General features: G+C 62.7%; 24 protein-coding genes. 15 read left to right on the top strand and 9 right to left on the bottom strand.

The window, feature by feature from the left end:
• Positions 1–248 precede the first annotated feature (248 nt).
• Genes KVY23_RS05830 through ehuA form a run of 4 tightly spaced genes read left to right on the top strand, consistent with a single transcriptional unit; the run spans position 249 to position 3,342 of the window.
• Entirely contained in the window at positions 249–1,148 is a 900-nt protein-coding gene (locus KVY23_RS05830; protein ID WP_230555666.1) for an ectoine/hydroxyectoine ABC transporter substrate-binding protein EhuB, read from the top strand.
• A 40-nt stretch (positions 1,149–1,188) separates the two neighbouring features.
• Positions 1,189–1,920: an ectoine/hydroxyectoine ABC transporter permease subunit EhuC gene (gene ehuC / locus KVY23_RS05825; protein WP_075840440.1), complete on the top strand. Its 732-nt coding sequence runs from the start codon at positions 1,189–1,191 to the stop codon at positions 1,918–1,920.
• A complete protein-coding gene (ehuD, locus tag KVY23_RS05820; protein WP_075840439.1) occupies positions 1,917–2,561 on the top strand; it encodes an ectoine/hydroxyectoine ABC transporter permease subunit EhuD in 645 nt (214 codons plus the stop codon). Before ehuC ends, ehuD begins: the two co-directional genes overlap by 4 nt.
• A 19-nt stretch (positions 2,562–2,580) precedes the next feature.
• Positions 2,581–3,342 carry an ectoine/hydroxyectoine ABC transporter ATP-binding protein EhuA gene (ehuA, locus tag KVY23_RS05815; RefSeq protein ID WP_206508675.1) on the top strand — a complete coding sequence of 254 codons (762 nt, stop codon included), beginning with the start codon at positions 2,581–2,583 and terminating at the stop codon, positions 3,340–3,342.
• A 16-nt stretch (positions 3,343–3,358) separates the two neighbouring features.
• Here ehuA and KVY23_RS05810 read toward each other — a convergent pair whose 3' ends face one another.
• Positions 3,359–3,748, bottom strand: a complete 390-nt coding sequence (locus tag KVY23_RS05810) for a VOC family protein (RefSeq protein ID WP_075840670.1) — start codon at positions 3,746–3,748, stop codon at positions 3,359–3,361.
• Positions 3,745–4,053 carry a helix-turn-helix transcriptional regulator gene (locus tag KVY23_RS05805; RefSeq protein ID WP_075840669.1) on the bottom strand — a complete coding sequence of 103 codons (309 nt, stop codon included), beginning with the start codon at positions 4,051–4,053 and terminating at the stop codon, positions 3,745–3,747. The genes KVY23_RS05810 and KVY23_RS05805 overlap by 4 nt, the downstream gene beginning before the upstream one ends.
• A gap of 152 nt (positions 4,054–4,205) precedes the next feature.
• Here KVY23_RS05805 and KVY23_RS05800 point away from each other — a divergent pair, with 152 nt between their 5' ends.
• The 3 genes from KVY23_RS05800 (at position 4,206) to KVY23_RS05790 (ending at position 7,128) form a co-directional block, all read left to right on the top strand.
• Positions 4,206–5,252, top strand: coding sequence for an ABC transporter substrate-binding protein (locus KVY23_RS05800; RefSeq protein ID WP_230555665.1), 1,047 nt, complete (start codon positions 4,206–4,208; stop codon positions 5,250–5,252).
• 74 nt (positions 5,253–5,326) lie between these two features.
• A complete protein-coding gene (locus tag KVY23_RS05795; protein WP_268994792.1) occupies positions 5,327–6,319 on the top strand; it encodes an iron chelate uptake ABC transporter family permease subunit in 993 nt (330 codons plus the stop codon).
• Positions 6,316–7,128 (top strand): ABC transporter ATP-binding protein, encoded by an 813-nt coding sequence (locus tag KVY23_RS05790; RefSeq protein WP_230555664.1) that lies wholly within the window; start codon positions 6,316–6,318, stop codon positions 7,126–7,128. Before KVY23_RS05795 ends, KVY23_RS05790 begins: the two co-directional genes overlap by 4 nt.
• Here the strand turns inward: KVY23_RS05790 and KVY23_RS05785 are convergent.
• On the bottom strand, positions 7,102–7,668 hold the full coding sequence (locus tag KVY23_RS05785; protein ID WP_075840668.1) for a hypothetical protein: 567 nt from the start codon (positions 7,666–7,668) through the stop codon (positions 7,102–7,104). The genes KVY23_RS05790 and KVY23_RS05785 overlap by 27 nt on opposite strands.
• A 235-nt stretch (positions 7,669–7,903) precedes the next feature.
• Here KVY23_RS05785 and KVY23_RS05780 point away from each other — a divergent pair, with 235 nt between their 5' ends.
• Positions 7,904–9,022 (top strand): class I SAM-dependent methyltransferase, encoded by a 1,119-nt coding sequence (locus KVY23_RS05780; protein WP_206508612.1) that lies wholly within the window; start codon positions 7,904–7,906, stop codon positions 9,020–9,022.
• Between the two features lie 154 nt (positions 9,023–9,176).
• Here the strand turns inward: KVY23_RS05780 and KVY23_RS05775 are convergent, their stop codons facing one another.
• Together KVY23_RS05775 and KVY23_RS05770 are read right to left on the bottom strand one after the other, a co-directional pair.
• Positions 9,177–9,722 (bottom strand): hypothetical protein, encoded by a 546-nt coding sequence (locus tag KVY23_RS05775; RefSeq protein WP_230555663.1) that lies wholly within the window; start codon positions 9,720–9,722, stop codon positions 9,177–9,179.
• Positions 9,719–10,321 (bottom strand): hypothetical protein, encoded by a 603-nt coding sequence (locus tag KVY23_RS05770; protein ID WP_230555662.1) that lies wholly within the window; start codon positions 10,319–10,321, stop codon positions 9,719–9,721. Before KVY23_RS05770 ends, KVY23_RS05775 begins: the two co-directional genes overlap by 4 nt.
• Before the next feature lie 386 nt (positions 10,322–10,707).
• Here KVY23_RS05770 and KVY23_RS05765 point away from each other — a divergent pair, with 386 nt between their 5' ends.
• The 5 genes from KVY23_RS05765 to KVY23_RS05745 all read left to right on the top strand — a co-directional run bounded on the left by KVY23_RS05765 (position 10,708) and on the right by KVY23_RS05745 (position 14,987).
• Positions 10,708–11,316 carry a hypothetical protein gene (locus tag KVY23_RS05765; RefSeq protein WP_230555661.1) on the top strand — a complete coding sequence of 203 codons (609 nt, stop codon included), beginning with the start codon at positions 10,708–10,710 and terminating at the stop codon, positions 11,314–11,316.
• Positions 11,317–11,477: 161 nt separating this feature from the next.
• Positions 11,478–12,107: a hypothetical protein gene (locus KVY23_RS05760; protein ID WP_230555660.1), complete on the top strand. Its 630-nt coding sequence runs from the start codon at positions 11,478–11,480 to the stop codon at positions 12,105–12,107.
• A 193-nt stretch (positions 12,108–12,300) separates the two neighbouring features.
• Positions 12,301–13,593, top strand: a complete 1,293-nt coding sequence (locus KVY23_RS05755; RefSeq protein ID WP_230555659.1) for a competence/damage-inducible protein A — start codon at positions 12,301–12,303, stop codon at positions 13,591–13,593.
• 72 nt (positions 13,594–13,665) lie between these two features.
• Complete coding sequence (locus KVY23_RS05750; protein WP_230555658.1) at positions 13,666–14,217, top strand: YceI family protein; 552 nt, start codon at positions 13,666–13,668, stop codon at positions 14,215–14,217.
• A gap of 38 nt (positions 14,218–14,255) precedes the next feature.
• Positions 14,256–14,987, top strand: a complete 732-nt coding sequence (locus KVY23_RS05745) for an SIMPL domain-containing protein (protein WP_230555657.1) — start codon at positions 14,256–14,258, stop codon at positions 14,985–14,987.
• 211 nt (positions 14,988–15,198) lie between these two features.
• Here KVY23_RS05745 and KVY23_RS05740 read toward each other — a convergent pair whose 3' ends face one another.
• The 4 genes from KVY23_RS05740 to KVY23_RS05725 form a co-directional block, all read right to left on the bottom strand.
• A complete protein-coding gene (locus KVY23_RS05740; protein WP_230555656.1) occupies positions 15,199–15,954 on the bottom strand; it encodes a trans-aconitate 2-methyltransferase in 756 nt (251 codons plus the stop codon).
• A gap of 419 nt (positions 15,955–16,373) precedes the next feature.
• Positions 16,374–17,105, bottom strand: coding sequence for a hypothetical protein (locus KVY23_RS05735; protein WP_230555655.1), 732 nt, complete (start codon positions 17,103–17,105; stop codon positions 16,374–16,376).
• Between the two features lie 743 nt (positions 17,106–17,848).
• Positions 17,849–18,001 carry a hypothetical protein gene (locus KVY23_RS05730; protein WP_230555654.1) on the bottom strand — a complete coding sequence of 51 codons (153 nt, stop codon included), beginning with the start codon at positions 17,999–18,001 and terminating at the stop codon, positions 17,849–17,851.
• A gap of 168 nt (positions 18,002–18,169) precedes the next feature.
• Entirely contained in the window at positions 18,170–18,970 is an 801-nt protein-coding gene (locus KVY23_RS05725) for a hypothetical protein (protein ID WP_230555653.1), read from the bottom strand.
• A 794-nt stretch (positions 18,971–19,764) separates the two neighbouring features.
• Here KVY23_RS05725 and KVY23_RS05720 point away from each other — a divergent pair.
• Positions 19,765–20,787: a hypothetical protein gene (locus tag KVY23_RS05720; protein ID WP_230555652.1), complete on the top strand. Its 1,023-nt coding sequence runs from the start codon at positions 19,765–19,767 to the stop codon at positions 20,785–20,787.
• Between the two features lie 102 nt (positions 20,788–20,889).
• Positions 20,890–21,621, top strand: coding sequence for a hypothetical protein (locus KVY23_RS05715; RefSeq protein WP_230555651.1), 732 nt, complete (start codon positions 20,890–20,892; stop codon positions 21,619–21,621).
• Positions 21,622–21,722 lie beyond the last annotated feature (101 nt).

Raw genomic sequence — 21,722 nt, 5'->3', positions numbered from 1 at the left:
CCGTCCTTGTCGACGACACTGATGGGCAGGCGTTGCGACCTATCGAAACGCGATAGGCACACGCGAAGAGCGCAATCCGACTCCCCGGCTACGGTTTGCCGTGTTAGGTTCATTTGGATCCGAACAATCGTACAAAGTGTCGAGAAAGGCATCCGAAAGTAGCCACGGCGCTTGCCGGCCGGGGCCAACGCGGTATGCGGAACTTTCGTTCTGCGCCTCCATCGAACAGTGACCGGAAGGCATCGCCCATGGCACTCTCAGTGCTGCTCAACGTTTCGAACAAGAAGATCGCCGCTTCGCTTGCAGGTGCGTCCCTCGTGGCCGCCTCCCTCGCCGGATGCACGTCCACGGACGACACAGACAGCGGACAAACCCAGCTGCAGGCATTGCAGGACGCCGGAACCATCACCGTGGGATTCGCAGGCGAAGCGCCCTACAGCTTCGAAGAGAACGGTGAATTGACCGGCGCAACAGTCGCTTTGCATCGCGAGATTTTCGGCAACCTCGGCATCGACACGATCGAGGGCGTCAATGCGGACTTCGGCGCACTGATTCCCGGCCTGCAAGCCAACAGATTCGACGTGGTCAGTGCGGGCATGTCGATTCTTCCGCAGCGCTGCGAGCAGGCCGCGTTCGGCGACCCGGAGTTCAACTACACGACCGCCCTGATGGTGCCGACGGGCAATCCCGCCAACCTGACCGACATGCAGTCCGTCGCCGACAGCGGCCTGCGGCTGGCAACGATGACCGGCGCAATCGAATCGGACTACGCCACTTCGCTCGGCATCGACTCGACGCAGGTGTCGACCCCGCAGGACGGAATGGACGCTGTCACCTCGGGCCGCGCCGACGTCTTCGCACTGACGGCGATCTCGCTCAACTGGATGAAAGCCAACAATCCTGAGGCGCCCGTCGACGTCACCGAGTCCTTCGTCGCAGTGATCGACGGGAAGCCACAGGTCGGGGCAGGCGCAACGGTGTTCCGCACCGACGATGCAGAACTGCTCGAGGCTTACAACGAGGAACTGGCGAAGATTACCGCAGACACCGACACCTACCTCTCGATCGTGGGCGAGTTCGGTTTCACCGCCGAGGAGCTTCCCGACCCCTCGCTCACCACCGCTCAGCTCTGCGAAGGCGACGCTTGATCATCTGGGCGACTGAACCGAGAGCGACTGAACCGACACTGTGAACGACAATATCGAGGCCTTCCTGGATTCGTGGCCGCGGATCCAGGAAGGCATTCTCACCACTGTTTACCTAACTCTTGGCGGCGCGCTACTTGCGTTGGTGCTTGCGCTCACCCTCGGGCTGGCAGCGGGTAATCGACACATGTACGTGCGGGCACCCGCCCGCGTTGTGGTCGAGTTCTTCCGCGGCACATCGCTGTTGGTACAGCTGTTCTGGCTGTTCTACGTTCTTCCTCTGTTTGGCTATCAACTGGACCCGACGTTCTGCGCGATCCTTGCACTCGGACTGAATTACGGCGCCTACGGGGCCGAGGTCGTGCGCGGATCGATCAGCGCAGTACCGGCCCCGCAGTGGGAAGCTGCACTGGCACTGAACTTCTCACCTTGGCAGCGGCTGCATCGGGTGGTGTTTCCCCAGGCCTGGGTGCAGATGATCCCGCCTTTGACGAACCTGCTGATTCAGCTGCTCAAGGGCAGCGCACTCGCGAGTTTCGTTCTCCTCCAAGACCTCACATATCAGATCGAACAACTGCGACGCGGCACGGGTGACACGCTGTTCGCGTTCGGAATCGGACTCGTTCTGTACTTCATCATCGCCTACGTGCTGACCCTGTTCATGAATGTCGTCGAGGTACGCGCCAAGAGCAAGCTCGGTAGCGGACCGTCACTTCGGCAGGTTCTGAGTCTGCGGCCCGAACGCGTCGACCAGAATGTGGGAGTGGGCCGATGAGCGTCGACTGGAGCTGGGAGCGCGCATTCGATTCCATTCCGTTCCTCCTCGAGGGATTCAAGATCACCCTGCTCGCCACGGTTCTCGGCTTCATTCTGGCCGCGACATTGGGTCTGGTCATCGCGGTCCTGCGCCATGCGGGCCCGAAGTTCGTCACCATCCCGCTCAGGATGGCGAGCGAGTTCATCCGGCTCACGCCGTTGGTGGTGCAGCTACTCTTCGCGTACTACCTGTTGCCGCAGTTCTCCGCCTTGCAGATCGGTATCGCGGTCCTCGGTATCCACTATTCGACCTACATGGCCGAGGTCTACCGCGCAGGTATCGACGCTGTCCCACCGGGTCAGTGGGAAGCAGCGCGGGCACTGTCGCTTCCCACCACACGAACGTGGCGCGGGGTCGTACTGCCTCAGGCGATCCGCAATACCGTGCCAGCGCTGGGAAATTACGCGATCTCGATGTTCAAGGACACGCCGTTCCTGTTCGCCATCACCGTCGTCGAGATGGTGACCGCGGCGCAGCAGTACGGGGCTCGCACGTTCCAGTATTTGGAGCCCATCACCATGGCGGGCGTCATCTTCCTGCTTGCGAGCTACCCGACGTCGATTCTTATCAGAAGACTGGAGAAGAACCTTGCCTACTGACGGTTCGGCGAACAAGCCGATGATCGTGTTCGACAAGGTGGTCAAGCAGTTCGGCGACCACGTCGTGCTGGACCATCTCGACTTTCGAGTCGATCGCGGTGAACGCGTTGCGCTCATCGGCCCGAGTGGTTCCGGTAAGACCACCATTCTGCGCCTGCTGATGACCATCGAGAAGGTGAACGGTGGCGTCATCTGGGTCGAGGACGAGCCTCTGAGCCATCAGTACAAGGGCGACAAGCTCGTCGTCGCGTCCGAGAAGCATCTTCGGGCGGTTCGCACGAAGATCGGGATGGTCTTTCAGCAGTTCAACCTCTTTCCCAACATGACTGTCATCGAGAACATCACCGAGGCACCGGTCCACGTGCTCGGCAAGAGCAAGGCCGAGGCCACCGCGCGTGCCCGCGAGCTACTGCAGACGGTCGGGCTCGCGGACAAGGAGAACGCTCACCCCACCAAGTTGTCGGGTGGCCAGCAACAACGTGTCGCCATCGCGCGCGCACTGGCAATGGACCCGGACATCCTGCTGCTCGACGAGGTGACGTCGGCGCTGGACCCCGAACTCGTTGCCGACGTGCTCGATGTTCTGCGCAAGATCGCCGAGACCACTGACATCACGATGCTGATCGTCACCCACGAGATGGGGTTCGCCCGCGACGTCGCAGACAGGGTTCTCGTGTTCGACAACGGCCGCATCCTCGAGGAGGGCACTCCGGAGGACATCTTCACCCGTCCGCAGAAGGAACGTACCCAGGCGTTCCTGAAAGCAGTCCTGACGAACTGACTCTGCTCGAGCTCGCTCAGCCCGAGTAGCTGGAGATTTGAATCAGGTTTCCGCAGGTGTCGTCGAAGGTCGCGACCGATACCGGGCCCATGTCCGTCGGCTTCTGAGTGAATACGACGCCGCGGCCCACCAGGCGTTCGTATTCGGTCTTCACATCGTCGACTGCAAAGGATGTGGCCGGTATGCCGTCGGCCATCAGGGCGTCACGGAACGGCTTGACGGCAGGGTGCTCAGCGGGTTCGAGTCCGAGTTCGGGTCCGTCCTCGTTTCCCGGACTCACGAGGGTGAGCCACTTGTGTTCTCCCAGTGGAATTTCGTGCTTCTTCACGAACCCTAGGACACTTGTGTAGAAGTCGAGGGCTTTGTCCTGGTCGTCGACGAAAAGGCTGGTGATGTAGATCTTCATGGGTGCTCCTTGCCCGAGTCCGGTGTCGGCCACCGCTCGACGATGCGAGCCAGTGGTCCGGTGTCGATGAAGTGAAACTTGTAGCGCCCCCTGCGTTCTGCGCGGACGAGCCCTGCGGCCTCGAGCACGTCCAGATGCTGCGACACCGCTTGCCGCGAGGATGACAAGCCGTGTTTGGTAGCGAGCCGGGAGCAGAGTTCGAACAATGTCTGCTCGTCTCGCTCGACCAACTCGTCCAGAATCACCCGACGGGTCGGATCCGACAACGCCTTGAACAGTTCGGCAGCTCCAGGTTGCTCTGCCATGGTTTTCAACCATAGGCAAGCACACGCTTGCATGTCAAGACTCTGGTACAGCACATGATTTAGTAGGTAAGCCTGCACTGAGTTACGATTCACGTCTTTGCGCCTCCGTGCGCAGGCTTGCTCTCCATCCGCTTTCGAAGAAGGACACCTCCGTGCGTCGTACTCGCAATCGAGCAGCACTGATTGCTCTCACTGCCGTCACAACCGCCTCACTCGTGGCCTGCGGTGCATCCGAGACCGTCACCGACGAGGTGGTGGCCACCACCGACGGCGGCACAACCTACCCGCTCACGATCGACAACTGTGGCGAGTCGGTCACAGTCGATGCCCCACCTCAGCGCGTGGTGTCCCTCGATCAGAACTCCACCGAGATTCTGCTGTCACTGGGACTCGAGGACAGGCTTATCGGTAGCGCGTCATGGACGGATCCGGTACGCGAGAATCTCGCCGACGCCAACGAGACGGTGCCGCGCCTGGCCGACAACGCACCCACCTACGAGGTCGTGCTGGGCAGCGACCCGGACTTCGTCACGGCATCGTTCGGTCGGCATTTCAAGCAGGGTGGTGTCGCAGACCGTGCCCGGTTCGCCGAGACCGGAACCGGTAGCTACCTATCCCCCACCGACTGCGACAACGGGGTCAGTGTCAACGGTGGAAACAAGCGCACCACCGCGCTGACCATGGACGAGCTGTACCGGGAGATCAGCGAGCTCGCCGCGATCTTCGACGTCAACGACCGGGGCGCGGAGTTCGTCGAAGAACTGAAGGCTCGAATGGATTCGGCCACTGCCGATCTCGAAAACTCGGATGTATCGATGGCATTCTGGTTCGCCGATACCAAGAGCCCTTATGTGGCAGGCGGACTCGGATCCGCCAACCTGCTCGCGACCACCGTCGGCGCCACCAACGTCTTCTCCGACACCGTCGAAGACTGGCCGGCAGTGGGATGGGAAACGCTCGTCGATCGTGACCCGGACGTCCTCGTGCTGGGCGATCTGGCCCGCAACAGGTTCCCCGGCGACCTTCTGGCGGACAAGATCGCGTTTCTCGAATCCGACCCCGTCACCAGCATGATGGCCGCGGTTCGCGGAAACCGATACATCGCGCTGCACGGCGCCGAGATGAACCCGTCGATCCGGTCGGTCGATGGCGTCGAAAAGCTGTCCGACGCTCTCCGCGAGATGGGTCCGGTCTCCTGACGGGCACACTCGTCGGCGAGGAGCGCCCACTTCACGCCACGAACGAGAGAGCACGCTGGGTACGGGGAACCGTACTGACCGTGGCCGGATTCGCGGCTCTTCTCGTCTCGGTGCTCGTGGCGATGACACTCGGGCCGGCCGACATCTCACTCGTCAACGTGCGCGACATCGTGCTCAACCACCTTGGGTTGGCAGACATCCCGGTTCGGGTGTCCAAGAACGCCATCGTGTGGCAGGAACGACTCCCCCGGGCGCTGGTCGCCGCGACCTGCGGCGTGGGACTCGGAATTTGCGGAGCGATCATGCAATCACTACTGCGAAACCCGTTGGCCGACCCGTTCGTGCTCGGAATCTCGTCCGGCGCATCGACGGGCGCCGTCGTCGTCGGCGTTCTGGGCGTCGGGGGCGCAGCGCTGGGTCTGTCCGGCGGCGCATTCATCGGAGCCCTCGTCGCCTTCGGGCTTGTGCTACTGCTCGCGCACCTGTCCGGCGGCACCAACGACCGGGTCATTCTGGCCGGCGTCGCCAGCACACAGTTGTTTTCGGCGCTGACCTCATTCGTCATCTTCGCCTTCGCAGATTCCGACGAGACCCGAGGCGTGATGTTCTGGCTTCTCGGCTCGCTCGAAGGCGTTCGATGGGACGACGTGATGCTGTGTGCAACCGTCGTCGGAATCGGTGCTCTTGTCTGCTTCCACTACGCCTTCGTGCTCGACTCCTTTTCGTTCGGGAGCGATGTCGCCTCCTCGCTCGGAATCGATGTCCGCAAGGTGCGCATAGCGCTACTGATGATCACGGCACTGATCACAGCGACGCTGGTCAGTGTCGCGGGCGCAATCGGTTTCGTCGGACTGGTACTCCCCCACGCCGCACGCTTCCTGGTCGGATCGAGGCACAGTCGACTCATTCCGACGACAGCGATCATCGGAGCGATCTTCATGGTGTGGGTCGACGCGGTGTCCCGCGTCGCGTTCGCACCGACGCCGCTACCGGTCGGTGTCGGAACGGCACTGGTCGGTGTTCCGGCGTTCATCGTGATCATGGCACGCAGGAGGAACGTCCGATGACGTTGAGCGCGAACAGTGTTCGGTGGAACCGCGGCGGTTCACTCGTGGTCGACGGTGTCACCCTCGACCCTCGTCCTGGCGACATGGTCGGCCTACTCGGACCCAACGGCTCCGGCAAATCCTCGCTGCTACATCTGATGTGCGGCGCTGTGAAACCCACGTCCGGGATGGTGTCCCTGGACGGGGAGGACCTGACCTCCCTGCGAAGACGAGACATCGCCCGCGCCGTCGCTGTGGTCAGCCAGCACGCCGATACCGATATCGACATCAGCGTGCACGACGTCGTACGACTCGGCCGCATTCCTCACCGAGGCACCTTCGGCGGCGACCCGACACGCGATGCCTCGGCCGTCGATGCGGCTCTTGCGCACACGGGGTTGTCGACGAAGGCGGAGCGCAAGTGGCACATGCTCTCCGGCGGTGAACGCCAGCGTGTGCAGATAGCCCGAGCGCTGGCTCAGGAGCCACGCGAGTTACTCCTCGACGAGCCGACCAACCACCTCGATATTCACCACCAGCTCGAAATTCTCGCGCTGGTGGCGCGACTACCCATCACGAGCGTCGTCGCGCTGCACGATCTCAATCTCGCGGCGATGTTCTGCGATCAACTGCTGGTGATGAAGCAGGGCCGAGTGGTCGCAGCTGGGCGGCCGACGGACGTGTTGACCGAGGAACTGATCGCGAACGTCTACGACGTGAGGGCCCGGGTCTCCACCGACGAAACAAGTGGGCGTCTGTTCGTACGATTCGAGCCCGGGCCGGTCACCGATCTGCGGGTCGACTCAGTTTGCGCTTCCGGTGTTCAGTAGCCGCAGCAGATCCGACAGGAGCTCGTCCACAGTCGGCAGGGCAGCGAAGCCGGTAGCGGTCTCGTCGACCGCGGCCTCGTCCTGACCTGGCACGACGATGACCGGCGATGCCTGCTCGACGGCGAAGGACTCGTTCGGGAAGAGTTCCAGCACCTCGCCTACGTTGGGGTAGTTCGAGACCCACAGCGCCGAACCCGGATCCACCCCGACGCAGGTCGCCAACGCGACGTAGGTGCCGTCGGGCAAGTCCGTCAGCGTCTGCGTGCTCACGCCTGGCTGTATCTCGCCGCGGTCGGCAAGGGTCTGGTCACTGAGCTCTTCGATAGGTGGCAACTCCCCACCGGGTGCGAGGGCAACGGTCGTCGTGCACGTCAATGCGCCGCCGGAGTTGTTGGTGATGGTGTTGGTGAGCGCCCGGCCCTCGAGATCGAATGCGTACGAGACGTCGGTTGCCTCGGCGGCGGACGCGGGGCCCGCGGTTGCGAGAACGAGCGGAATCGACGCCGCGGTGACGAAAGCGGCCCGGGTGATCAAACGCATGCAGTGTCCTGTTCGTAGAGCGGATCGGGAACGAAGTTCCAGTGTGCCCCGAATGTCGCTGGTTGACACCCTTCGCAAGCACATTCGATGGCGATCACGGGCCTGAACTGCACAAACGCAGGCCGAACTCGTTGATTGTGGTTGACTGATTCGAAGCGAAGGGACGCCTGCAAGGGCCCTTCTTCCGAAGACACGTCGTGCTGGAGCAAACCGAAAGAGAACCTGGGAAGAGCTGATGGGCACGACTGTCAAGTGGGCCGAGAACGGCCAGGAACGCTCGGCGCTGTGGCGTTCGGAGAACAACGCTCCGGCTCCGAAAACCATTCATATCGTCGGTGACGACATCACCGCCGACGTCGCCTACAAGCGCGCGTCGACCGGTGAGTACTTGCTGTGGCGGGGTGATTTCAATAATGCACGCCAACTGTTGACCGCGCTGACCCGGCGAGCTCAGCCGAAGGTGCGCCGGCCGTCGGACTCTCCTGCAGAGGACTTTCACCTGCACCGCCAGGATCAGGCCCGGCGAGCGCGCACCCTCGGGATGCTGCTCGTCGAACTCGATGCGAACCACGTTCTGGATTACGGCCGAGCTCCCGACGTCCGACTCGCGGCCACCGAGGTCTACGGCGAGACCTCCATGCCGTCATTGCTGTCGCTTCGAGAGCTGCTCAGTCTCATCGGCGCTCACGAATGGCGACGCAAAGGTGTTCACATTCCCGCCCTGGGCGCCAGCATCGAACCGCATTTCGGTGTCTTCTCGCCGCTGCGTGGCGAGTACGTGCAACTCGTCGCCGATGCTCCTCTTCCCACGGGAATCACCACCGCGTTCGACATCGGTACCGGCACAGGGGTTCTGGCTGCCATCCTCGCGCAGCGCGGTGTCTCCCACGTCGTCGCGACGGACCGTGACCCTCGGGCGGTTGCGTGCGCCACCGCAAATCTCGAGCGCTTGGGTTTCGCCGACCGGGTCGACGTGCAGCTCACGGACATCTTTCCTGCCGGACGCGCTTCGCTGGTGGTGTGCAATCCGCCGTGGATTCCCACCAAGCCGACCTCGGGTATCGAACACGCCATCTACGACCCAGGAAGCCGCATGCTGCGAGCCTTCCTCGATCGGCTCAGCAAACACCTCGAACCCGGCGGCGAGGCCTGGTTGGTGATCTCCGATCTGGCTGAACTCCTCGGGCTCGCCACGCGAGAGGATCTACTCGACTCGATCGACCGCGCGGGCCTCGAGGTTCTCGGCCGAACGGACACATCGCCGACGCATGCCCGCGCCCGCGACTCCGACGACCTCTTCCACGCCGCGCGATCACGCGAAACCACCTCGTTGTGGCGGCTGGCTCCACGCTGAGACGTACACACAAAAGCTACTGGGATTGCAGGGCGCCTTCGCTTCCGCGACCAATTGCGTTTGGGTGCTGCTATACCAATGAGTCGAGAACGTGTTGCTCAGCTCTACGTTGAAGAGTACGAGTACAAGTCGGTGTGGCGCGGCTGACCTACTCTCACAGCTTGCCTGCGAGCCACCTCCACCCATGCTTCATCGCCATTCCGCGGATCAGCATCAGCACGCTCAGGCTGAACCCCCATCCGATCACACACAGCAACACGCCGACCCCTGACTGGCCGGTGACGTCCGTACTCGCCTCGACACAGAACGCCGTCGAGAACCCGGCCGTAGTGCCCAATGCTGCCGCGTACCCTCCGGTCTTGGCCCAGCGCGACAAATAGGCGGCGAGGAAGCACAGCAGCACCACCGTCGCACCACACGCGACCACCTGCCACGTCGGGAACTGATTCGGCGCGGGCAGCCCGGGTCCGCGGAACTCGCCGCTCTGGTTGGCCGACCAGCTCAACCACCCGGCGCACGAGGCGAATCCGAACACGAATGCGAGGGTGCCAGTGGCCCACAAACCGAGACAACCGGTGCCCGTGCCTTGTTCCCGCTGCGAGGACATACCCCAGAGAAGGAGTGCACAGAATATCGTGGGCACGCCGACGAAAATGAAGACGATCCAGAGAAATTGCGACCACGAAAAGTCGACTGTCATGGCCACAGCGCCGGTTCATCATCGATGTCGACCACATCAGGATTCAGCCAGAACGTGGCATCGGGATCCCACCCACCCAGCAACGTCGATCCTTCGTTGTCGGACAACGAAATTGCGATGGACCACCATTCGCCGGCCACCTCGCTGTCGGGGTCAGCAGTTCGACGCTCCCTGAACTGCGTTTCGTTCGCCAGAATGCCCTTTCGCCACTCGACGGGTGACATCGCATGTACCACGAGGCGAGGATTGTCGACGTCCACGGGCTCGCCCCACCGTGTGGTGTGCTCCGACGACAGGACGGCGGCAGCGATGGGACGTAGAGCTGCAACGACGTGCGGGTCAGCGAACTTCACGTCGTCGTTCGGTGGCTGCCAGGCCCGCACGAGGTCGGCGTCGTACGCGAGCGCTTCGAGCAGGTCCATCTCGGACAGCTCCCAGATCGCGCTGATGTCGACCCCCTCGATCACTTCACGAGCATCAGCGGTCGTCTGTGGACGGTTGAAGCCCGCCGCACGTGCGTCGGTGCTGCACTTGTAGGCGACGTTCGCGCAGAAGAAACGCCCGTGGGGTGACCCGAGAGCAAGTGTCACCAGTTCCATGCGGTTGACGCTATCCGACGGCGAAATTGCACCTTCTTGCCTGGATCTTTGACAAAGCTCGCCGAGCGGTCAGAGCCTGATGATGGTGCTGGCCGCCATTTGTTCCGCTTGGGTGTACAAACCACACGACACGGACAGACCGCACGAGCCGGATCCGGCGCAGACCACGTCCCGGCGCGCAATACTTCCGGCCCCTTCCGCGCGCGGCTGTCCGAGTCGGCGATTCGTCTGTATGTGCCCCTTGCGCCGCGAGCAGGGGCGGCGAAAGATCGGTCCTGCAGTGGTTGCGGCCGCGGGCCGTCGGCGGGTCTGGCGGTGGACCGCGACGGGTCGTCCACTGGCGAGTTCGCTGCGGGGACGACGTCCCTGCGGGAGGAGAAAAGGCCATGTTTGTTCAAGTCATTCAAGGGAAGGTTTCCGACGAGCGGCAGCTACGCCGATGTATGGACCGTTGGGCCGAGGAATTGCAGCCGGGGGCCACCGGCTATCTGGGATCGACCTCCGGTATTCGCGAGGACGGGACGTTCATCCTTTTGGTGCGGTTCGAGTCGCACGAGGACGCCGTGCGCAACAGCGAGCGTCCCGAGCAAGGGGCGTGGTGGGCCGAGACGGAGCAATGCTTCGACGGCCCGGTGTCCTTCATGGACTGCCCGGATCCCATGGAGTGGCTCGGCGGAGGCTCCGACGACGCGGGGTTCGTACAGATCATGGAGGGGCACACCACTGACTCGGACCGGCTGCGTGAGCTACTGACCCAGTCCGGCGACCGCCTGCACAGCGTGCGACCGGAGATCATCGGCGGCATGTTCGCCTCCAACGGCGACGGCGACTACGTCGAGGCCGTGTACTTCACCAACGAGTCCGAGGCCCGCGAGCACGAGAAAGTCACGGTGCCAGACGATCTGCGCTCACTGTTCGAGGAAGAAGGTCGACTGATGGGCGAGATTGACTACTTCGACCTGCACGAGCCGATGCTGGTCTCCGCGCAGCGGTAGCGACCACACCGACATCCCGCGCAGCGGTGAAAGCTCCGCCGCTGCGCGGAACGGTGGTCACCGATTCCTGGCGACCGTTGACTCGCCGCTGCCCGGTGGAGGAGTGTGAGTGAGGAAGGGTTTGACCCGTCGGCGCCGCCGGGCGCCGCCCGAGCTGAAGGGTGTCGACCGTGTATGCACGCTCTACAACCATTGATGCGCATCCGTCGTTCATCGACGTCGGGATTACGCACATCCGCGATACCGTAATGCCCGCGCTCGCCGGCATCGACGGCTGCGCCGGATTGTCCCTGCTGGTCGACCGCGGCTCCGGCCGGTGCATTGCCACCAGCTCCTGGCTGGACGAGGATTCTCTTCGCGCGAGCGAAAGCCACGTCCTGCAGCTCCGCGACAGCACGGCCGACGTCTTCCACGGCACCATCACCGTTGCGCGGTGGGACATCGCCGTTCTGCACCGCGACCACCACTCGCACCGTGGCGCCGGTGTGCGGGTCACGTGGCTCGAGGTCGAGCCCGGCCACCTGGACCGCGCCATCGACGTGTACAAGACGGCGTCCCTGCCCGCGATGGCGGAGCTCGACGGGTTCTGCAGTGCCAGCCTGCTAGTCGATCCTGCCGCCGGTCGCGCCGTGGCGTCGATGACCTTCGACACCGCCCTGGCGATGAGCGGCAACAGGGACAAGTCCGAGACCATCACAACTTCGGAATTACGCGCGTCTGGTGCGCAGCTGCTCGAGGTGGAAGAGTTCGAGTTGGCGATCGCTCATCTGCACGTACCTGAAATGGCCTGAAAGGCCAGTACTTGTGACAACCGTGTGACAGGATCCGCCGATTCCGCATGCGGAATCGTGGAGCTTTTTGCTGGGCTTGAAGCAATGCCGCTGGATAGTGCAGCTGTTCAAGCGGCAGGGTCGAGCAGAAATCACATTGCCGGATACCGGTGCGACTCCGCAGCGATCTATCGGTCGCCAGTATGGTCGCAGCATGACTGTGCGAGCGGGTGTGGTGGTCACTGGAACAGAAGTTCTGGCTGGTCGGGTCACCGACAGGAACGGCCCGTGGGTGGCCCAGCGACTACTGGAGATGGGAGTTGACGTTGCGCACATCACGATCTGCGCTGACCGGCCCGATGACCTGACCGCACAACTACAATTTCTCGCGGATCAGCGCGTCGACTTGATCGTCACGACCGGAGGCTTGGGCCCGACCGCTGACGATCTCACCGTGGCGACCGTTGCCGCTCTGTACGGCCGGGAACTGCACCTCGACCAAGAACTCGAGCAGCAAATCCACGCAATCGTGCAGCGATGGCGAAGCCGGCTCAGTTCTGCAACCGACTTCGAGCCGCTGCGGGCAGGTATTCGCAAGCAAGCAATGGTTCCGGCAGGTGCCCATTCCATTCCGCCGACCGGAACCGCCCCCGGTATCGCGATACCTGCCAACGGCTCCGGGACGCTGCCCGCGGTTCTGATATTGCCCGGCCCGCCTCGCGAACTGCAGGCAATGTGGCCGGAGGCACTCGACAGCGCGCCGGTCGCCGAAGTCGTGGCCCGACGCGCACAGATCCGTCAGAACACCATTCGCGCATACGGGCTGTCCGAGGCCGACATCGCCGCAACGCTGCGGACGGCAGAGCGCCAGATCACGGGATTCGACGATCTCGAGATCACCACGTGCGTGCGACTCGGGGAGCTCGAAATGGTGACCCGATACGCAGAGTCCGCGGCAACCGCGTACAGCGATCTCGCAACTCTCATCGACAAACATCATGGCTCGCAGGTCTTTTCGACGGACGGATCCACCATCGACGACATCGTCGCGACTCGGCTGGCGGGCCATCGAATCGCCACTGCGGAATCGTGCACAGGTGGCATGATCGCCGCACGTCTCACCGATCGCGCGGGCTCGTCGGCGTATGTCATCGGCGCGGTGGTGTCCTACGCGAACGAGGCGAAGACTGGCCTTCTCGATGTCGCGGCCGAGGTCATCAAAGAACACGGCGCCGTCAGCGAGCCGGTGGCAGCACTGATGGCAGAGGGTGCGTTGAGCAGACTGGGCGTCGATATCGCGGTATCGACCAGCGGCATCGCAGGACCTGGGGGTGGCACCGACCTCAAACCAGTCGGCACTGTCTGCTTCGCAATCGCCGCCGCCGACCGACCGACCGTCACCCGTACACTCCGACTCCCCGGCGACCGAGCAAGCGTGCGTACGCTTTCCACCACCGCGGCAATGCACATGATCGCCGACGCAGCTCCAACCGAGTCCAAACAGTAGTTACTGTGGTGCAGATATGCCGAATCCGTTCACTCGAGCTCCGCTTCTGGTCGGAACGAATACAGTCGAGGCATGACTACCGAGACCTGGACGCTCGACGCAACGGACGGCGGGCAGTTGGCTGTTCGGACGGATGTCGCAGGAAAAGCATCCAAGATGGGGCATCGCCTCACGATTGCGATGACCTCCTGGACTGCGAGCGTCGAGTGGTCGGGGGACACACCTACCGCGGTCACCCTGACCGCCGAGGTGAGCTCACTCGAAGTGGTACATGGCGAGGGTGGACTGACACCGTTGATCGGACCGGAGAAAATCGTCGTGAAAGCCAACGCGCTCAAGAGCTTCGACGCCGACAGATTTCCATCGATTCGATTCCGTTCGGCGGAGATCACCGCCGTCGACGCTGGATTTCAGCTGGCAGGCACGGCTGAGATACACGGCGTGTCGAGGGAGATCACCGTGGATGTCAACGTCACCGACCTCGGCGATCGGTGGCATATCGGGTCGGAAACCACTGTGCGTCAATCGGATTACAAGATCACTCCGTATTCGCAGATGTTCGGAGCCATGAAGGTGGTGGACGATGTCACAGTGACGTTCGACGCCGACTATCGCAAGTCCTGAGCCTTTCCAATTCACCTGCAATGGTGGACACTACGACGGTGAGTCGAAACAGATGGATGGTCGGATCCTGCGCATCAGCCCTGGTACTGGCCGTAGCCCTGACTGCGGGTTGCAGCAGTCCAGCTACCACGTCCCCCGAGGGGCCTCCAGGAGTGCACGTCAACGGCGTCGGAGAAGTTCAGGGCGCACCGGACACGTTGACGACCCGAATCGGCGTTCAGGCCACGGCCGAGGACGTCACCGCCGCCATCGAAGAGGCGAATGCTGCGGTCGCTGAGGTGACGGACGCGGTCATCGCAGCCGGCGTCGCTCGCGAGGACATCCAAACTCAACAGGTGTCGATCGACCCGCAGTACTCCGGCGCACTGCCGGGCGGCACCTCGACCATCTCCGGATATCAGGCCACCAACACCCTGCAGGTCACGGTTCGCGACCTGGCGAAGGCGTCCGCGGTCTTGGGCGATGCCACATCAGCTGGTGGCAACGCGACCCGAATCTCCGGGGTCTCGTTCAAGATCGACGACGATTCCGAGCTGATCACCGATGCTCGGTCCAGAGCGTTCGCCGATGCGCGCGATCGCGCAGAGCAGTACGCGACGCTCGCGGGCGGCGAACTCGGTGGCGTTCTGTCGATCACCGAGTCGATCACCGGCCAAGAGCAGCCGAGGGCCCTCGGCGAGTCCGCCAGTTCGTTCGACATGGCGGTGCCCATCGAACCTGGCCAGCAGACGGTCAGCGTGTCCGTATCGGTGAAGTGGGCGTTGAACTAGATGTAGCGGGCCGGCGGTGGCACGCTCCGTCGACCACTGAACCCGGAACCTGCACTCGCGGTTCGAGACCGAGCGACTCCGCGAACGCGAAGGCCTCCGCGAAGAGCAACGAAGTCGACGCCGGCTTCGTGCTCACCTGCCAGACCTTCCCCGTCAGCGACACCGTCACCGTCGACTTCGACGCCTGATCCGACCTGGTTTGCCGACCGTTTTACGCGCTCCGTTCGATTCGAAGTAGCCCGAGCTGCTCGTCACCGATCGCAGTGACGCGTAAATCATGTTGCGTGAGTTCGGATTCGATAGCGATGGGGTCGACCACGTTCCATAGGTATTCGACTTCAGCCGCATCGATCTCGGTTCCGTCCTCGCTCGTCCGGTAGGTCATGTGCCATTTCATGGTCGTGTCGTCGATGCGTTCCGCCCATGCGGACCCGTGGTAGGTGCGGTGTCCGACGCGCTCTTCTGCCATCTCGAATTCGGGGACGGCGGAGGCGGTGGTTGGTTGCTGGACGTTGATCACGGCGTAGCCCTGCGGCCGTAGTCCCGCGGCGATCAACTGCCATAGTTCTTCTCGTGCTTCGCGGTTCAGGTGGCCGAGCGTGTTCATCACGACGAATGCGTCGAAGGATTCAGGCAGCCGCGACGCCGGGAAAGGCCGGTTCTCGATCGTCACCCGTGAACGCAGGTCGGGGTCGGACGCGACACGGTGCAACAGAACGGCGCGGAGGTGACTGGACGGTTCGACCGCCACGATGCACGCGGTCGGCGCGGCACGTGCGATGACATCGGTTCCGAGCCCGGTGCCCGCCCCGAGTTCGACGACAGTGCTGTGTTCGGCGAGGTCTGCCAATGCCTCCGTGACAGCGGGCGTCAGGTGCTCCCACATCCCCGCGCTGAGCAGATCGAGGTGGTCGGCGGATCGGGCGTACGGATCTGCATACGCGTGCACGTGGGTCCTCTCGGTCAAGCGGTCCGACCCGGCGAGGGTCGGCTACCATCATCGACAACGACAATCACTTCCAATAGTAGCGGCGCATGTATTCGTCCGCTGATCGGAGCTCGCTGTTATGTACGACGTTGTCATCGTGGGCGCAGGCGTTGCCGGACTCAGTGCAGCACTGGTGCTCGGCCGTCAGAAGAGGGCTGACCCTGGCGCATGAACGCCGGTCTGAGTGCCTACGTCGCAGACAATTACTCGGACCAGTAGCATGACGCGCACGCTCTACCAGTCCCGCAATTGCACGATCACCTCCGATCAGCGCTATCCAATCGGATCCCTTGCATCGAGTGAGCCGACCTTCCATATCCATACCTTCAGCAAGTTGGCGGTCCTCTTACCCTGGCAAGCCGCACAAGACATGGTTCATCGTCCCTGGAGCAGCAAAATCACCAAAAGTCCCACTCGGGAACGACCGCGTGGGGAAGGTCATTGAAACGACGCCCCTGCTGAATGTCGACCTGTCCCAATCCGGAGGTCGTCCCAGTAGCAGTTCCGGACCAGACCGCGAAGCGCATCAGAGTCTGGAACCACAGCACTGTCGTGATCGAGTCAGCCGCACAACGTACGACTGCATCGACCTCAATAGCCGGTCTCGTTCGCGCCTGCCCTCGCTTCGTGTCAAACCCCAGTTGCTGCTCGCTGACAGTCAATCGCGAGACACTCACAGCGAAGGTGCATTCGAGCAATTGCTCGATCACGTCTTGGGGGACGGACTCTTCAAAAGTAAGACCACGATCATCGGGGGTCGAATGCGGCCGCCACACCAGCATTTCGTTCCAGCGGCGAGCAAGGCGCGACAATAGTCGTCCCGGATGAAACTCGAATACAGGGTCTCTGGTCGCGAACACCCATGGTGACGCGCTACGGATTCTGAACTCGGCAACCGGGTCGTCGATACTGTCTACCGGATCGGGCAGCCACGGATCTGTGAACGCATCACCCAATAGGGCTCGTTGACGGACGTCTGCGACGAGGCGTGCGGCAACGCATCGCAGGAATACACCGCCGATTTCGAACTGTCGCCCAGGAAGAACCGTTGGATCGATAGGAGGGACGTAGCGGTCCGAGAGCCAGCAGACGGTCGCAGTCAGCGTCGATGCCTGCTGGTCGATTGCCACCGACCGAACGGTGTGTGGCTTGACCACACCGTGATGAGATCTCTCGTACTCGCCTACCACATTCAGCCCCAAAGGGAGGTACTGCGACCAACGCAACCTGGGCTGGAGCCGAGCGCCGTCACCACTGAACTCGATCTCCCAACGCTGCACGGCGACCACGATAACCCACGGAACCCGCCGCTTGATCAGAAGCGGTATGCATTCACATCAGGTCGCAGCCATCCATCGTTTCGGTCTGCGACATGCGACTGTCAGCCAGCACGACACGGGCAGCGATTCTGTGCCCGTAGGCGTTCGTGCTGTCGGTGACTATGAGTCACGATGCAGAGTTGGGACATCAACCGCTTCTGTGCCCGTAGGCGTTCGTGCTGTCGGTGACAAACTCTTCGGAGTTGAACCTCCACAATTCAGTTTCTGTGCCCGTAGGCGTTCGTGCTGTCGGTGACCCTACCTGATTTTCGAGTGCTGTGACCTGGCACTACTCGGTCGCGTTGCATGCACCCTGGTCCGGAATTACTCGCTACCGACACTTGCCCCACCGCCATGGCTTCACCTGCGGAAATGACTGCACGCGCCTCGACACTGTTGAGCGCTCCGTCGACGGTGGCACTTGGGAAGTCCGATCGAGGCTGCCCACCGACGCTTGATGCCGCTGAGGCGATCTCCGCGAATTGTGATGCACGCTTTTTGTCTACGACACGTTCTGGGGCGGGTTTGTACCCGCCCCAGAACGCACCCGACGTCTACTTCTTCTGCTTGGTCTCCTGCGCCTTGCGCCGAAGCTCGGCGGCGAGATTGCGCTTGCGGATTTCCTCGGCCTTCTTGCGGATCTTGAGTTGTTCTTTGGCGTAGCGCACTTCGCTCACGTTCCCGGCTGTGGGCTGCTGGTAGTCCATGATGTCTCCTTTGTGCTGGGCGTTGTTGGTACACGATGCATGTCGCGGACAGCTCGGCATTGTCTGCCGCCGCCGCTGACGCTGCATACGGGTGCATACCGAGGCGTGTGGGCACGAACACGTGCGTAATCCGGGTGGGCAGCCAGGTCGCCCACCCGGATGACAGCGTCACGAAAGGTGCTGTTGGGCGCGAGTTCCGAGGCTCTGCTCGACCTGGAGTTCGATGAGCAATGCCCGTGATCGAGTCACCACCACGCGGAGCGCCTCGGGGTCTGGATCGGCAGCCGCAGCACGAAGCAACTTCGCCGAATTAGACTCGCCGACAGTTCGTTTCGCGATCTGGCCGCCACGCAGCCACCGCGCGAACACTGCATCAGCTGCGACGGTTCCACCGCCGCCGAGAACCCACTCGGTGATCCACTGAATTACTTCGGGGGTGCCGGTCTCGATGTGTCGTTCGAAAAGGCGAAAAAGTGCGCGGTAAGGGTGGCTGCCTCCGGTGTCGATGTCGATCAACGAGCGGACGAGCTGCTGTTCAGGTTCGATCGCCGCTGAGGCCGTGGAAGCCCATTTGATCCCCGCCACCGGGCTGGTGGCTATTGGATCCGCGTCGATATACCGGCCGTCATCGCTGAAGCACGCTGCTTCAAGAGATTCAGTCAACATCGCGCGGCACTCAGATTCAAACTCCAACCACAGTCCAGGATCTGCGTCTTGGATGGCATTGCGTGCTTCGACGATGAGGTCAGCGACCACTGACAAATCGGTGACGAGAAGTTCGAGGACGGCATCCGAAGGTGTCGAGTCGCGGTTTTGGCGCCGAGAGGCGGCCACGTTGATCCTCACGGTGTCCTGCAGGTAGAGCGCTAAACCCAGCGTGTCCGGCGAGGGTGCGCCGAAGTGAGCAGCGCTCCGGTAGTGGCGCCCGTAAACTGCGCCGATAAGCCGCGAACCGACTTCGGCAAGCATCGGGGTCAAACCAAGACTGAGCAGCTTCCGGAGGGGTCGTGCGGTGGCAGCTGTTTCGGCGGCGTCGAAACGCGGCCTAACGCGAATCAAGTCACGCAAGACCTGGGCGAGATCAAATTCTGCCGTTCGAGTTTCCGGACTCAGTTCGTCGCGTCGGCGGAGGTCCACGAAACGCTGACGATCGATCGCCAGATTAGCGTCAAGCCGAATCAAGGTAGCTCTCACTCTGTTTCGCATCTGCGGGTTGATGATGGAGTACCTTCTCTTGCCGCTTCTTCGGCCGATCTCGGTTGGAAGCTCCATGGCCCAATGACCTTCACAAGGACAGGCAAGCGAAAGTGCGTAGGCAAGCAGGCCCGCGTAGTCGGTATGGATCTCCTTGGATCCAGGGCTCACATTATCGTGATATCGACGTACGACAGTGTCGATCACGCGGCCGACGCTGTAGCGACAACGGTCATTGATCACGCAGTTCTCGCGACGGCCGATGCGGGTATTCGATTGCACAACGAACTCCTGGTGCAAGGAAGTTTCTTCCCATGCACCAGCCGAGGGCGGCTGGGATGGCCGCCAGGCTGCACTTCCTTATTCGCAGGCCTGACGGCCAAACTTTCAGAAGTCGCGCTGTTCGATTGTTTCACCGAGCCAAAGCCCGCAGACGAAAATCTACGTCAGGCCAGCCGGCTCGTCAACCTTTCGCGTAGCAGGTCGGACACCTCGGCGGCAGCACCGCGCACGTTGTCCACGATAACGAGGGTATCCCCCTTTCCACCCGAAACAGACCGGGAGTAGTCGTGACCAACACAGTGGGTCCAATCAACACCACCGCCGCGGATACTGCGGCGAACTCCGGCAGCGGCCTCGCTGCATCGCGGAGCAGGTTGCGGTCGGTGAATGCCTCCGCACTCGAGGGGTTGTGCGCCCTGCCTCTTGCGGCGTTAGCAACGCTTGGGGCAGGGCTGGTGCTCGTGCAGTCCGCCGCCACCGCGGCCGAGTTCGTCTTCCTGCGGTCCTCGCTGGCATTGATCATGCCGGAACAGCCTGCGGCGCTCAGATCGGTGATCTCCGCTGGAATTCTGCTAGGGTACGCGACTTTATGGTTCATGGTGGGTCACCGCTTGGCCGCAGCTCAGGATGCCAAGATCGCAGGCAGCACTGCGAAATCCGGTGACGGAGTAAGAGCATTCGGGGTGCTCGGCATGCTGTACGCAGTCCTTGCCTTATTGGCCTTGGGCGGACTGACGTGGCGACGCTCCTCGGTTTTGGCCGACCGCGAGGCTGCGAAAGCCCGCGCCACCGCGGATACCGGTAGCGGCGTTCTTGGTGGGTCCGCCTCAGGCGGAGTCGATCCCGCGGTGGCCGCACAGAAGGCCCACGACTCGGCACTGATCTCCGACGCTCTGTTCGTCGGCGGAGTGATGCTGATGTTGGCGGCTGTCTCGGTCGTCGTCGGTGCCGCGTTCCACCTGCTCGTGCGGGCCTGGCGAGTGGTCGCCGCGGAAAAGGTAGCCGCCCGCGCAGAGCGCACCGCCCGTGTTGCTGACACCGTGCGTCACCGCGCTCATTGCGACCTGTTGAGCCGAGACCGGATGCGGGAGGACCGTGCCGTTCTGGCCGAACGCTACCTCGATGCGTTGAACGCGCGGTTCGAGCATGCTCGCCGTCACGCACGTGTGTATCTAGCGGTGCGCCTGGGTGATCCGTCCATGACCAGCCACATCATCACCGACCCTGAACCCTCCGATTCACGGCCCACCGAACCGGGTATCGCCCTTCCGAAGACCGCGCCTGACTTCCCCGAACTCGACGCACGCTGACATCTCTGTTGCTGCCGGCGGCCACCACCGCCGGCGGCTGTGGACCACGTCTTGTCCCCGACATCACCGGTGGACCCCCCATACCTCAGGAGTTGACCCATCGTGTACTCGACCAGTCGCAGATTGATCCGCCGCCTCACGGCCGGTGTCACAGCAGCCTCCACCGCGGTACTGCTCACCGCGTGCGGTACCGATGTTCCAGAGCCAACCACCCCGTGCGGGATGATCACTGATCTCTCCGAAAGTGCGAGGGCCGTCACCGATAGCGCCCGCGCGGTGGTCACCAGCTTCGCCACCGAGGAAGGCTGCGCCTCGATTCAGGTGATTCCCATCACTTCGAACTCGTCAGGTGAACAGTGCTCGGCCACCCCGGTCTCCCTTACGAACCTCACTGCAGCTCGCGACAACCCAGACGGTATCGCCGCCGAGGTTGAAGACGTCAAGATCCCGGAATTGTTCGGACGTATCCGTGGTCTCGCCGACTGCATCGCCACTGCCGGCACAGGAGGAGCGTCCGACATCACGGGCGCTTTCCGCCAACTCGACCGGATTCTCGGCGCGGGGCAGACGCCGACGGTCTTGGTGGTCAGCGATCTGATGCACAACATCGACGTCGCACTGGAATCTGCACCCCAGGACACGCCCGAGGAGCGCACGGCCCTGGCCGCTGCGATCGCTGAACAACTCCCCGACCTTTCGGGGTGGGAACTTATTTCTGTCGGTGGCGCGGCAGGTACAACTGGCATCGGCGCGAAGCGATCGGACACTGTTCAGAGGGTCTGGGAGGAAGCGGTAACCACCCGCGGAGGCACATGGACACAGGCGGCGATGTGAGTCCAGGTCACCACCCGTCCACCTGGGTCGGTCGGTTGAATGATCGGCACATCGAACCTCAACCCAATACAGTCGGCTATTCAAGTGTCCGCGCTACCGGC

Origin of the sequence: Rhodococcus sp. I2R, from assembly GCF_020889545.1 — a bacterium.
In the GTDB taxonomy this organism is placed as follows: Bacteria; Actinomycetota; Actinomycetes; order Mycobacteriales; family Mycobacteriaceae; genus Rhodococcoides.
This window is presented reverse-complemented; position numbering and strand designations above follow the sequence as displayed.